11 protein-coding genes are annotated in these 13404 nt (G+C 41.3%); 4 read left to right on the forward strand and 7 right to left on the reverse strand.

Annotated features, from left to right (window positions below):
* Positions 1-96 precede the first annotated feature (96 nt).
* Both RCG21_RS29165 and RCG21_RS29170 read left to right on the forward strand, forming a co-directional pair.
* Complete coding sequence (locus RCG21_RS29165; RefSeq protein WP_308914042.1) at positions 97-1782, forward strand: cytochrome c3 family protein; 1686 nt, start codon at positions 97-99, stop codon at positions 1780-1782.
* Between the two features lie 307 nt (positions 1783-2089).
* Positions 2090-3964 (forward strand): cytochrome c3 family protein, encoded by a 1875-nt coding sequence (locus tag RCG21_RS29170; RefSeq protein WP_308914043.1) that lies wholly within the window; start codon positions 2090-2092, stop codon positions 3962-3964.
* Between the two features lie 149 nt (positions 3965-4113).
* On the opposite strand, the gene RCG21_RS29175 is transcribed toward RCG21_RS29170, so the two are convergent.
* Together RCG21_RS29175 and hpf are read right to left on the reverse strand one after the other, a co-directional pair.
* Positions 4114-5724 carry a gamma-glutamyltransferase family protein gene (locus RCG21_RS29175; RefSeq protein ID WP_308914044.1) on the reverse strand — a complete coding sequence of 537 codons (1611 nt, stop codon included), beginning with the start codon at positions 5722-5724 and terminating at the stop codon, positions 4114-4116.
* 116 nt (positions 5725-5840) lie between these two features.
* Positions 5841-6389: a ribosome hibernation-promoting factor, HPF/YfiA family gene (gene hpf / locus RCG21_RS29180; protein ID WP_133333938.1), complete on the reverse strand. Its 549-nt coding sequence runs from the start codon at positions 6387-6389 to the stop codon at positions 5841-5843.
* Between the two features lie 272 nt (positions 6390-6661).
* On the opposite strand from hpf, the gene RCG21_RS29185 reads away from it, so the two are divergent.
* A complete protein-coding gene (locus RCG21_RS29185) occupies positions 6662-7156 on the forward strand; it encodes a spore coat protein (RefSeq protein ID WP_133333937.1) in 495 nt (164 codons plus the stop codon).
* Positions 7157-7203: 47 nt separating this feature from the next.
* Here the strand turns inward: RCG21_RS29185 and RCG21_RS29190 are convergent, their stop codons facing one another.
* The 5 genes from RCG21_RS29190 to RCG21_RS29210 all read right to left on the reverse strand — a co-directional run bounded on the left by RCG21_RS29190 (position 7204) and on the right by RCG21_RS29210 (position 12450).
* Entirely contained in the window at positions 7204-7920 is a 717-nt protein-coding gene (locus RCG21_RS29190; protein WP_308914045.1) for a ComF family protein, read from the reverse strand.
* A gap of 16 nt (positions 7921-7936) precedes the next feature.
* A complete protein-coding gene (locus RCG21_RS29195; protein WP_308914046.1) occupies positions 7937-9409 on the reverse strand; it encodes an ATP-dependent helicase ComFA in 1473 nt (490 codons plus the stop codon).
* Between the two features lie 172 nt (positions 9410-9581).
* A complete protein-coding gene (locus RCG21_RS29200; protein WP_133333935.1) occupies positions 9582-10421 on the reverse strand; it encodes a DegV family protein in 840 nt (279 codons plus the stop codon).
* Positions 10422-10560: 139 nt separating this feature from the next.
* Entirely contained in the window at positions 10561-11244 is a 684-nt protein-coding gene (locus tag RCG21_RS29205; protein ID WP_133333934.1) for a response regulator transcription factor, read from the reverse strand.
* A gap of 72 nt (positions 11245-11316) precedes the next feature.
* Positions 11317-12450, reverse strand: a complete 1134-nt coding sequence (locus tag RCG21_RS29210) for a sensor histidine kinase (protein WP_308914047.1) — start codon at positions 12448-12450, stop codon at positions 11317-11319.
* 300 nt (positions 12451-12750) lie between these two features.
* Here RCG21_RS29210 and RCG21_RS29215 point away from each other — a divergent pair, with 300 nt between their 5' ends.
* Entirely contained in the window at positions 12751-13383 is a 633-nt protein-coding gene (locus tag RCG21_RS29215; RefSeq protein WP_133333932.1) for a YigZ family protein, read from the forward strand.
* The last annotated feature ends 21 nt before the right edge of the window (positions 13384-13404 follow it).

Consider the following 13404-nt stretch of genomic DNA (forward strand, 5'->3'; position numbering starts at 1 on the left):
TTAAGGAGGTGGTGCCCCAAACGAGCTTGGACAAGTTTTAGATCCATAGTTTTTAAAAAAGAGAGAAAAAAAGAAGTAACAAGGGAGGTTTTTGGAATGAGCAAGGTCAAATTAGGCTTTTCATTCCTGCTTACATTGCTTTTTGTGGGAATGTTTAGTGTCGTAGCTTTCGCTGCTGGTAGTAACCCTGTAGGAACACCACCCGGAGATCCTGCGGATATGAAGGGCGGATTAGTTACAGATGATAGTGCTAAAGACAACAATTACGACACTGTTAGAAAAAGCAACGCAAATAAAACAGGTTCAGGTGTGGGAGGTCAAAACTCTGATTTTAACAATGTTATCAAATCTGATGATATGGTTAAAAACGCAGATGGAACACACGGAACACAACGTACTCACGGATCATATATGAACAACACGAACTCTTGTGCCAGCTGTCACCAAACACACACAGGCGCATCTAAAAACTTACTGTTCAAAGACGGAGAATATGCAACTTGTACTGCATGTCATGATGGTACATTAGGTTTCTATAACGTATTTACTGGTTCTAACTCTGCTGGGACCTTTGGAGGAACTCATGATGGTAACATGTCTGTTCACTTAGCTAATGGAACAGTTGAATTAAAAGCAGCTCCAGGTGGTAATAGTACTGGTACAGGTAACTGGGAAGCTGAATTTACTTGCGCAAGCTGCCACGCACCGCACGGTTCCTACTCAGATCGTTTATTACATGAAAATCCAAACGATATGGGTAATACGCTTGTTTCTAAAGGCGGTAAACTTTTAGAAAACGTGCCTGTTGTAACTGACATTACAGCTAAAAATGCTGCAGCAGATGTTACTTACAAAGATGCAACTGGCGCAGATGTTACCATTAACTATGTTCTTTATCGTTTTGATATTGGAACAACTGTTGATGCTGCTTATTCTGCAAAAGGCTTAACAACTGGTGATACTGTTCTTCAATTAATGAAGTGGAACGGCACGAAATATGTAAACGATACAGATCCATGGTTACATGGTTATGAATTCGACGAAAACCATGTCAAACATTACTGGACAGCATTCAAAGATTCTACTGGTAAAGAAGTATTCGATACTGATCAATTGAAAAAAGGTGAAATTTTAGGTAACGGTTTTGCCGGGGTTCCTGCTTCTAAAACAGCTTTAGTTTCCTCTGTTAAATCATTAACTTCCGGTAATGTTGCTCGTGGTTATGTAGTTAAGTTAGACGTTTCAGCCCCTAATGCAAACAATGTAACAACAACTACAGCATCTTCACTATGGGCAAGTAAAAAAGCTGATGGATCTACTAACCCTGGTTATGTAGCAAACAGAGGGGTTGCTATGTCAACATTCTGTTCTGCTTGTCACACTGACTACCTAGCTGGCTCTGGAAAAGAAACTGGTACATTTGATCATGCATATCGCCACACCACAACATCAGACAGCTACACTTGTGTACGTTGTCACTATGCACATGGTACTGATGTAACTGTAATGCGTGATGCTCGTGGTTTAACTTACCAAAATATCTTAGATGATACTACAAACTACTTCCCAGGTGTAACTGGTGAAGCTCGTACTTCAATAGTTAAAGACTATTTACTTGATAAGAACCCATCTTCTGCTCTAAAACGTTACACGAACATGGCTGTATGTTGGGGATGTCATACTTCTTCTCACTCAGAAGGAACAAGAAACACTGACACTTATCAATATAACTCAACACCTGGTATAGACTCTGACCGTAATGGTATTGAGTTTGACTATTAAAAAAGAGCTAACAAATAGCCCCACTATTTGTTAGCCCCGATATGGCAAGTATAAGTTTACTTGAAAGCAACTTACTTCAGTAGGTTGCTTTCTTATTTTAATTATAGGTGGGTGTTCACAAATAAGTCAATTATCCCTTCACAAAAGAGACAAACATTATTCACAGTTCTGTTATCCTTTTACTTTAACAATAAAAGTATAATAATAATGTAGATTCCCGAAATTTTTATATTAAAATTACTTAATTTGTTTACATAAATAAAATCTACAATTTATATATGTTGCAGCCTAAAGGAATGGATCAATCATGAAATTTCTAAATAACAATAAACAATTAAACATCCTTTACATAATGATTTTAGTCCTTATATACTCCCTTACCTTACCTATTAAAACTGATGCCGAAGATTCTCCCCCTAATTCCCCTCCTTCCATTTTAATTAACAATGTTAAAGTAGAAGGAGAGGAAACTACGATTACTGGGACTGTATCCGATAATCAGACACCCTTAGAAGATATCACAATACAATTATTTGATTCGAAAGATCAACCACAATTGAATTCTCCTATACACCCATCTACAGATGGAAATTGGACAATGAAAAAAGTATTAACGGACAAAGCAGGCACCTATTATATTAAAGCAAGCGACAGCTCTATTGAATCAGAGAGATACACAATAAAAGATGCTCGTCTTCATATAAAGTCGCTTTCCATTATGTCTTTTATTACGCAGAAAAAAGAATTCGTCGATGGAAAGGAAAAAATAGAAGAAGTGACAGAACCGGTTGATGTCATGAAAAATGATGATTTAACACATATCTCGTTGAACCCGACCATAACTGCTGAGGTCAGTAATAATGATGCTTTGGATCAACTAATTCTCGACCATCCAAATCAATATAGTCCAATTGCAGTTTTTAATAAACAGAAGCAAATTTCCGGTGACATAACAATAAATACCCAAAACCAAATTGAGCTAAAATTGAAGGACTTGTCACCAAGTACAACTTATTATATTCTATACAATTCCTCCTATGTGGATGACGAGGGTACACCGCTATTTCCGATTGTTAGGAAATTCACAACAGTGAGTAATACGGTTAATAATTTATTTTTATATGATCAGAAATATAAGTCTAATTCCGGTGATTTTAAGAACCTATCTGATTGGGCGGAGCAGCCCCATGGGTACTACACCAATAATGTAAATAACTGCTCCATTTGCCATAGCCCCCATTACGGAGATAACAAAAGCTTAGAGACCAAAAACAGAAATATGAAAAACCTAGAAAATAGTTATTGCATGGCCTGCCACGATGGTACATCAGCGCCCGTCTTTGAAAACGTTAGTTCAGATATTAAGTCAAAGCATGAAACACAGCAAATAACCGACCATGAAATGAAATCTGGTACGTGCACAGCCTGTCATAATCCACATCTTACTTGGAGTGAAGAGAATCCAAATTTATTACAAGACCATTTTGTATATAAACACGAGGATAAAGATGAAGTTGATGGTGGAAAGGTTGGAGAAATTGATAGCAATAATCAGCTTTGCGAGAAATGTCATGAGTTAAACTCTAACTATTATAAAAATCTAGCAAGTCAATTAGCTTCTGAAAAAGATCCATATAAAATATCTCATTATCAACGGTTTTCAGCCGTTGGGCAAAAAGATAATTTCGACTTATGTTTCACCTGCCATAATAACGAAAAAGAAACAAAAGTTAGAACAAAGGATATTCTTCAATATTATCAGGATAGCGATTCTAAACACAAAATAACTGCAATTGACGGCAGTCAACTGAATGGATACTTACCTTGCTCGGAATGTCATGATACGCATAAATCCACAAATCGCATGCTGTTAAAAACAAAATTAGGTCACGAAGACCAAGATTCTGAACCTTTCTCCTTTATATCTGGAGATTGGGGTGCTAGCAGTGAACGCGAATTCTGTTTGAAATGCCATAATAGCAAAACTGCAATTTTTGGGGTAACGGGTAAGGCATTAGATGATTCAATTCACGGTCATAAAATAATAAGTGAAGGTACAAAGGAAGAAATCCAAAAAGATATAGAAAGTAAGGCATGTTCAAACTGTCATGGTGGGGAAAGCAAATCCTTTATCGAGGCAGCCCATGCTCCTAAAAAATCAACAGTGTCAATTACACCATAAAAAAATACCAAGTTCATATCCTATACCACACCTATTTACAAAAAGGAGGCTGTCATTCACTATGCAAACCATAGCTTTTTGACAGCCTCTTTGCTTCAAGCAAGTATGTAGCTTGAAATCTCCCCAAACTGGCTCCAAGCATACACTTCCTACCAGGCCGCAATTGCTCCGTCTGTTCGCGGCTCGGTACCGCCCATTAACACGCCGGTTTCCGGATCGCGCCAGATGATTTGACCGCGGCCAAATCCCCCTGCATCTAATACCACCTCGATTTGGTGCCCCTTCCTTACCAACGCATGAGCAAGATGCTGCGGGAAATGCGGCTCAACTTGAACCTTTTTTCCCTCAATCCACTGCCAACGGGGAGCATCCAACGCCGCCTGCGGATTTAGACCGAAATCAATTGTGTTCATAACAACCTGCAGATGCCCCTGCGGCTGCATATAACCGCCCATCACGCCAAATGGCCCGACAGCATGACCTCCCTTTGTCAAAAATCCAGGGATTATCGTGTGGAATGTCCTTTTCCCTGGCATTAACGCATTAGGGTGTGCCGAATCTAACGAAAAATCATGTCCGCGATTTTGCAGGGAAATTCCGGTGCCTGGCACCACTAACCCGGAGCCGAAGCCCATGTAGTTGCTCTGAATAAAGGAAACCATGTTTCCTTCACCATCTGCTGTGGCAAGATAGACCGTGCCCCCGCTAGGAGGCTTGTACGGGAGTGGGAGAGAGGCCTCTGCAGCAATTTCACTCCGTCTGATGGACCCGTATTCGTCGGAAAGAACGTCAGCTAGGTTCATTTTCATAAAAGAAGGGTCTGTGATATGTGCCTTTCCATCTGTAAAGGCGAGTTTCATCGCTTCGATTTGTTTATGGTATGTATCGACGGTTTCCTTTTCGGTGAAGTTGAAGCCCTTGACAATATTTAATGCGAGAAGGGCAACAAGACCCTGTCCGTTTGGCGGAATCTCCCAGACATCGTAACCTCGGTAATGAACCATGATTGGGGTTACCCATTCTGCACGGTAACCGGCAAGATCTTCCTGAGAAATGAACCCTTTATAGTGTTCGGCAAAAGCGGCGATTTGTTCCGCGATTTCGCCACGATAAAAGCTTTCACCGTCTGTATCGGCGATAGAACGTAATGACGAAGCATGACCTTCCGAATGCCAGATTTCCCCCACCATTGGTGCCCGTCCCTTTGGGGCAAAGGTTTCAAACCAGGGCTGGAACTCGTCTCCTGTTAATATTTGTTTGTAGCGTTTATAGGCATAACCCCAGTATTGCGCCAAAATCGGTGTTAGCGGGTAACCATATTCAGCATACTCAATCGCTGGCTTTAAAACTTCCTTTAAGGACAATCTTCCAAATTTCAATGAAAGCTCCACCCAGCCGGAAGGAGCACCGGGGACGGTAACAGGCACCCAGCCATAGGCAGGAATTTTGGTATAGCCCCTCGCCTTTACCGCTTCAATGGTCAAGGTTTTTGGGGCAGGACCGCTGGCATTTAAGCCGTGCAGCTTATTTTGGGTCCATACGAGCGCAAATGCATCGCCGCCAATCCCGTTAGAGGTTGGTTCTAAAACGGTTAATGCCGCTGCAGTCGCAATTGCTGCATCAATGGCATTTCCACCTTTTTTGAGGATATCGAGTCCTGCTTGAGCGGCAAGAGGCTGGGAGGTTGCGACCATTCCACGCCCTGCAAAAACGGTAGTTCGTTGAGATGGATAAGGATGATAATGAAAATCAAAGTTCATTGCCAACACCTCTTTACTTCTATTCACTCTATTATACTGAACATTCTGAAAGCGATATATTGAAAAATAAAAACGCAGCCTAAAGATTCGGGGCTGCGTTTTTATTTTTATTTTTATTAGTGCGCTTCGATTAAGCCATAACGACCATCTTTACGTTTGTAAACAACGTTTGTACGGTTCGTATCTGCATTGGTGAACACGTAGAAGCTATGACCAAGCATGTTCATTTGTAGGATCGCTTCTTCACTGTCCATCGGTTTTAAGTCAAAGCGTTTTGTACGAACCAATTCTAGTTCGTCATCCTCAAAATCGTGAGACTCTGTATTTTCAGCAGTTGCAAAGGTGATTGGAAAATCGCCTTTTTCGCGGAATTTACGGTTCACTTTTGTTTTATGCTTGCGAATTTGACGCTCAAGCTTGTCAGAAATGAGGTCAATCCCCGCATACATATCTACATTTGTTTCTTCTGCACGAAGGACGAGATGTGGAAGAGGAATAGTAACCTCTACTTTGGAAGTTTTATCTTGATTGAACCTTAGGTTAACATTAACCTTTGCTTCAGGTGCTTCAGTAAAATACCTTTCTAATTTTGAAATTTTCTTTTCAATATACTCGCGAATTGCTGGAGTTACCTCAATGTTTTCACCACGAACGTTATAATTCATAAGTGAACTCCTCCTTTTTTTAAAACTATGTAAATACATTTCTATTTTACCCTATGAATATCCTGCTAAAACAGTACATTATTTTGTCGATTTCATGACAAAAACAATGCATATATAGTAGCAAACATGTGTTTAGTGGAATGCACGTGGGTAAAACTGGGTAAAATGGATAATTTATTTTAACTAAATTTTAATATTATATAGGACAATTTACCACTCATATGCCCATAGAATAGGTTACAAAGGATGAAAAAATGATTGGAGGCATCCATATGGCTCAGCAAGAAAGAAGATTACTCGCATGGCATGAAACAATGGAATTACACGAAATTGTTGCGCTTCAATCCATTGGCTTAATGAAACTAAAAATGTCGTTTAAAAAGGTTGAAGACCAGGAATTAAGAGAGCTTTACAGAACATGCATAGGGGAGCTTGAAGGAAACTTAAATGAGCTGCTTCAATTTTACCCTTCGGCACCGGGATATCAGGGGAGAGAGGCAGAAGCCCGTCAGGATGTCAGCTTTTTTGCAGCCGATTTGCTGGCTCTCTCTAAAGAGTTAGTCCGCTGCCTGGCAGCCGCCATTACGGAAACGGCAACACCTGCGTTAAGAAAAACCTTTACTAATCAGCTGATTGCTGCAATCCACGGGCATGAACGGGCCTATAACTACATGCACAAACACGGCTATTATCCTTCATATGATTTAGGTCCTTTGCTTGGGCAGGATGTTCACAATGCACAGCACGCGCTTAGAATGAAATATTAGTGTTTTGAGGTGGCGGCATACAATGTTTGCCACCTTTATTTGGCTTCCTATCTTCCAAGAGTCAGTGATTGAATACCGGCTGCTCCTTCTTTTTTTATAAGCTTTGCAGCATGTCTAAGGGTTGAACCGGTTGTGTATACATCATCGATTAATACAATGTTTTTTCCTTGGATATCAATTTGCGGGTTAATTGCGAATACTTGTGGAAGATGAATACGTTCGGATCTGCTTTTTTTTGATTGTTTTTCAGAATGAACCCTGGTTAACAGCGGTGTTGATGTACAACCTGCCTCTAATAAAAGAGCCTCTGCTTGATTAAAACCTCGTTCGTAGAGGCGCTCCTCGCTTAATGGAATTGGTACGACCACATCTGCTTTCATTCTTTGAAGCACTTCATGAATTTGGTCTGCAAATACCTTCGCAACGATATAATCACCGCGAAATTTAAATACAGCAATCACTTCTTTTAAAAAATCATTGTAAAGATATAATGAAGTGTTTTTATCGAGATGCCCTTGCCACTCTGGGTCCTGCTCCCACCGCAAACAATCATGACAGAGGTCCCCATGACGAAATTTCTCGTCTAAATGACGGAATGGCCGGCAGCAAATTCTGCATGTTTCCCCAGCTATTTTTTCAAGTTTGCATTCACACACAGGGCACAGGTATTGATCTTTTTCTGGCGAAAAAATCGCCCGCCATCCAATGATGGAAGGGATGGGTTGATGGCAAAGATAACAACGTTCCTGTTGGAAAAGAATCATCGGAATTCACCTCTTTTTAATCGACTAGTCCCTTTTTAACTCCTTCCCGATTCATAAAAACAATTTGTTGCTTTGCTTTTAGCATCTCATCCGTTTTACCATAGTGAAAAAAAGTAACCACCCCTGTTGGAAAGGCCGCGCTTCTTCCTGCCCTTCCAGCAATTTGGACAAGTGCGCTTTCAGAAAAAATATCATCCTCAGCACCAACAACGGCGACATCGATGTTGGGAAAGGTAACGCCCCGTTCAAGGATCGTTGTCGTTAAAAGTAATGGAATTTCCTTAGCCCGCATTTTTTGTACCTTTTCCTTTCGTTCCGGGTCTTCCGCATGGACGGCTTCAATCTTTGGAGCAAACTGACGTAGGATGGGAAGCGCTTTTTCCATCAAAGGAATATGCGGAAAAAATATGAGTGATTGTTTATTACTTTCAATTCGATTTTTTATCCATTGAAGCACATTTGCGGGTAGTTTGTTATTATGGAGGTTCTTTTGCCAATTCCCACACCAGACAAATTGCGGGACTGGAAGCGGATGTCTATGGAATCGGGCTGGAATCGTCGTATAGGCTCTTTTTTCCTGCCGGCATTCTTTTTGCCATTTTTGATTAGGAGTGGCGGTTAAATAAATCATCGCTGAAACCGGTTTTCTTGCCAGTACAGCCGCATGCTGGAGTGACTCTTCTACGGTATAAGGAAAAGCATCCACTTCATCAAGGATCAGGGTATCAAAGGCATGGTAGAACCTTAGCAGCTGATGTGTGGTCGCAATCGTAAGGCGGGCGTAAAGATGACGGTCCTTGCTCCCGCCATAGAGGGAGGCAACAGGGATACTAGGAAATGCAGCCTGAATACGTGGAGTAAGTTCGAGAACTACATCGGTTCTTGGGGTAGCAATGCAAACTCTTTTTCGTGAGGCTAGTGCAGTCTCGATCCCATGGAACAAAACTTCGGTTTTCCCCGCCCCGCATACTGCCCATACCAAAAGTTCATGATTTTGCTCAATTGCTTCAACCACCTTGTCGGATGCAGCTTGTTGTCCAGATGAAAGTTTCCCTTGCCATTCCATGATCTTTCCGGGGAGTTTTATTTCCGGCGGGGGACCATTCCAGCCGATAAGAGGGGTGCATTCACTTATTCTTCCCATCATAATACAGTGGCGACAATAGAGGCATATTTCGCCGCATCGTGTGCATGGAAAGCGGGCGAACCATTGCGGGTCCTTGTTTCCGCAACGAGCGCAAATCGGCTGTTTTCCGAGGTAATCAATTCCTTTACGGTAGGTTACATAGCCTTGTTCATAGTGAACTTGAAATTCCTTCGATGGGATGTCGTCTGTGAGAAGCTGTTTGCCGGTAAGAAGCAGTTGCAGTTCAGGGTTAAAGCGAAAGTTTGGGTTAGGTGGTGGCTGCGGGATGTTGGGGATGTGGGAAATCGGCAGGGAATCCTCCTTTTGCGGGCAGAGGATATTGTTTTTCAATGCGAATCGCATGAGGGCACCTTCTTTTTGGGAGATTGTAGTTAAGATTAATGGAGGAAAAATCTGTAGGGTTATTTTAAAATTTCGACAGGAACTGATAAATTCCTGTTTATGTCGAAATATCTTTTAAAAATAGGTCAACAAAAAACCACTCCGAAAATACATCCGGAGTGATTTTCAATAATTACTTCCTCATCCAGCCCATCCCCATTGCACCTTCGCCTAGATGGGTTCCGATTACAGCTCCAAAATAGCCAATTAAAAATTCAACATTCGGATACATCGCTGATAACTCCGCTTTCCACTCATGTGCTTCCGCTTCGCGGTTAGCATGGATAATGACAGCCCAATAGGATGCACCAGTGGCCGCATCCTCCCCCAGCAAGTCAGCAATCCGCTTCATCGCTTTTTTGCGTGTACGGATTTTTTCAAAAGGCACAATAACCTTATTTTCAAAATGGAGCAGCGGCTTCACTTGGAGCAGGCTGCCGATAAAGGCTTGAGCGCTTGAAAGGCGTCCCCCTCGCTGCAAATGGGAAAGATCATCGACCATAAAATAAGCCCTGGCTGATTGCTTCAGCTCTTCAAGGCGCTCCATGATTGTATCCGCATCAGCACCTTTTGACGCCATTTCCGCAGCTTCAATCGCATAAAAGCCTTGAACCATACAGCTGATCTCTGAATCAAACGGATAGACCCTAATCCCGTCTACCATCGTTCCTGCCGTGACAGCCCCCTGGATGGTTCCGCTAATGCCACTTGAAAGATGGATGCTGATGACCGCATCATACTCCTTCGCTAATTGCTCAAATAGCTCAACAAACTGGCCGACTGGCGGTTGTGAAGTAGTTGGCAAACCTTTTTCCTTTACCTCTTGGTAGAATGCCTCTGCGGATATGTCAACCTCTTCCCGGTAAGCCTCATTTCCGAAAATAACATTTAACGGGACCATATGTATATTCCATTTATCACGTAATTCCTTCGGGATGTATGCAGTACTATCCGTGACAACTGCTGTTTTCATAACAAAATACCATCCTTGTCTAGACTATTGTTTTTCCATTTTATCCGAAATCCGGTTATTTTGCATTAATTTATCAAAACATAAAAAGAACACGCCCGAAAGCGTGTTCTCTCCAAAAGTATTTTAACGCATCTATGCGTTAACGAACTTCTACCCAGCCATTTTTAATTGCAACGACAACGGCCTGTGTACGGTCGTTTACGTTCATTTTTTGCAGGATATTGCTGACATGGTTTTTAACAGTTTTTTCACTGATGAAAAGGGCTTCCCCGATTCCACGGTTACTTTTTCCATCAGCAAGCATTTGCAGTACTTCACATTCACGGCGCGTTAACAAATGAAGCGGCCGGCGGATTTCTACCGTTTGAACGTATGAGCCTCCAAATACTTTTCCCGCTGTTAAACGGCGGTATTCATTCACTAGATTATGCGTAACCTTTGGATGTAAATAGGAGCCACCGTCAGCAACGACGCGAACTGCATCGATGAGGGCATCGGCATCCATTTCCTTTAAAAGATACCCTTGCGCACCAGTTTGAAGTGCATGTGTAACATAATTTTCATCGTCATGAATCGATAAAATAATGACCTTTGTCTCCGGGAATTTTTCTACAAGCTCCTTGGTTGCTTCTACTCCGTTCTTTTGTGGCATATTTATATCCATGATGACCACATCTGGAGTGAATTCTTGGACGATACGAACCGCTTCGCTGCCGTCATCCCCTTCGGCCACAACCTGGAACGTTTTTTCGAATTCGAGAATCCTTTTTACTCCTTCTCTAAACAATTGATGATCGTCGATAATGGCAATTTTAGTCGTCAATTTCTTCGCCTCCCTAATCCTTGTAATAAGATTTCGTTGTTTAAATCACTTTAAGTTCTGGTTAATTGATTCCTATTCAGGCAGCGGAACATGAATGGTAACAGCAGTTCCCTTACCAATTTTTGATTCAATCATAATTTCGCCATCCAGCAGGTCGACCCGTTCCTTCATGCCCATAATCCCAAAGGATTCAGGTTTCTTCTGACTCGTATCAAATCCAGAACCATTGTCCTTAATGAGTACTGTAATAGATGTCTGAGTCATTTCTAATTTTACTTTTATTTCGCAGGCATTGGCGTGTTTTAAAGCATTCTGCACTGACTCTTGGATCATTCGGAATAATGCGACCTCGTACTTAGCTGGAAGACGGTGTTCTAGTCCAATATTCACAAAATGAATTTTGGAGTGATTATGATATTCTTCGATGGTAAGCAGGTATTTTCTGAGGGTAGGAACTAATCCTAAATCATCCAGCGCCATAGGACGAAGGTCGTAAATAATCCTGCGAACCTCGTAAAGTGCTGAACGGACCATTTTTTTAAAACTATGAATCTCTGAAAAAGCATCCTCGGGTCCGCTCTCCCGATACACACGCTCAATTAAATCTGAGCGCATAATCACATTGGCAAGCATTTGCGCGGGACCATCATGGATTTCCCGTGACATCCTCTTCCGCTCTTCTTCCTGAGCCTCAATAATTTTTAAGCCAAAGTCCTGCTTCGCTTTCGCATCCTCGAGCGCAACGCCCATTTCACTCATTAAATAATTCATGACAACGGAGATTTGCGATATCAGATGCTCGGCTCGGTCAATGGTATCATCCAGTGCCAGCAGTCTCCGTTCAAGATCATCTCGTTTATCCAAAAGCTGCTTCTTGTATTGCCAATTAATAGTGAGGTCCATTTGAAGCTGGTGCGCTTTTTCGTACGCCTCCCGGACTTCGCCCTCCGAATAATGTTTAATGTTCATACTCACTTCAGAAAGCCTTGAACGAGCCTGCCTAACCTGTTCCTCAAGGGAGTCGCCTTCACCCGAGAGCTTCTCCACCATATGCTTAATGGCTTGGAGCTCATTCCTCATGCTGTCGTAATCCTGGCGGCACTGCTCTTCAATTTGAAATATATCCGTTTTACTGGAAGTAACGGTTTCAATCATTTTTTCACGAATTTCATCAATCGACTTCATATTAATTTTTTTTATCTTCATAAAAATGCCTCCATTAAGAAGCTTTGTGTACCCTGCGATTTGTCCTTAGAACAAAGGCCTTTTAACATATTTTACCTTGGATTGTATTAATATAGAAATTTAAAGATAACTAAACCCTCAAATTTCGTAAAAAAGTTGTATAATAAGTGTACTATTTCTAAAACTTTTTTACTATTAAAAATAAGCCCTAATCAGGTTTACACTATCAAACATGACTTATTATACCATGCTAAGGTTACACATATATTAAAGTTATATTACACAAGTCATTTTTTCAGAAAAATTGAAGGAGGCTCACCTATGCTATCCCGCTACTATACGGTAAAAGAGTCCGGAGAACATGAAATTGTTATTCAAAAATCCCGTTTTATTGCCCATATAAAAAGAGTTGAAACGGAAGCAGCTGCACAGGATTTTATTCAGACGATTAAGAAAAACCATTGGGATGCAACTCATAATTGTTCCGCCTATCTAATTGGCCAAAACGATCAAATACAAAAAGCCAATGATGATGGCGAACCCAGTGGCACGGCTGGTGTTCCAATCCTCGAAGTATTAAAGAAAAAGAATTTGAAGGATACAGCGGTTGTCGTCACCCGTTATTTTGGAGGAATTAAATTGGGAGCCGGCGGACTGATTCGTGCGTATGGAAAAGCAACTTCAGAAGGAATTGCAGCAACTGGTGTGGTTGAGCGGAAATTAATGAAAGTCATCCATGTTACTGTCGATTATACATGGCTTGGTAAATTGGAAAATGAACTGCGTTCTTCTGTTTATACGCTCAAAGAAATTCATTATTTAGATACAGTAGATTTTGAAGTTTTTGTTGAAGAAGGCGAAATTGAGCAATTCAGCACTTGGATAACAGAAATGACCAATGGACAAGCTAAAATTAGTGAAGGGGAAATACTTTACCTGGAGGAAGATATTTAAACGGCTGACCATTGCTGGATT

Origin of the sequence: Bacillus salipaludis (genome assembly GCF_030938565.1) — a bacterium.
In the GTDB taxonomy this organism is placed as follows: Bacteria; Bacillota; Bacilli; order Bacillales; family Cytobacillaceae; genus Neobacillus; species Neobacillus salipaludis_A.

Bases quoted from the DNA above. Each gene is read 5' to 3' on its own strand.
- RCG21_RS29165 (WP_308914042.1), top strand. From the start codon at position 97: ATGAGCAAGGTCAAATTAGGCTTTTCATTCCTGCTTACATTGCTTTTT.
- RCG21_RS29170 (WP_308914043.1), top strand. From the start codon at position 2,090: ATGAAATTTCTAAATAACAATAAACAATTAAACATCCTTTACATAATG.
- RCG21_RS29175 (WP_308914044.1), bottom strand. From the start codon at position 5,724: ATGAACTTTGATTTTCATTATCATCCTTATCCATCTCAACGAACTACC.
- hpf (WP_133333938.1), bottom strand. From the start codon at position 6,389: ATGAATTATAACGTTCGTGGTGAAAACATTGAGGTAACTCCAGCAATT.
- RCG21_RS29185 (WP_133333937.1), top strand. From the start codon at position 6,662: ATGGCTCAGCAAGAAAGAAGATTACTCGCATGGCATGAAACAATGGAA.
- RCG21_RS29190 (WP_308914045.1), bottom strand. From the start codon at position 7,920: ATGATTCTTTTCCAACAGGAACGTTGTTATCTTTGCCATCAACCCATC.
- RCG21_RS29195 (WP_308914046.1), bottom strand. From the start codon at position 9,409: ATGCGATTCGCATTGAAAAACAATATCCTCTGCCCGCAAAAGGAGGAT.
- RCG21_RS29200 (WP_133333935.1), bottom strand. From the start codon at position 10,421: ATGAAAACAGCAGTTGTCACGGATAGTACTGCATACATCCCGAAGGAA.
- RCG21_RS29210 (WP_308914047.1), bottom strand. From the start codon at position 12,450: ATGAAGATAAAAAAAATTAATATGAAGTCGATTGATGAAATTCGTGAA.
- RCG21_RS29215 (WP_133333932.1), top strand. From the start codon at position 12,751: ATGCTATCCCGCTACTATACGGTAAAAGAGTCCGGAGAACATGAAATT.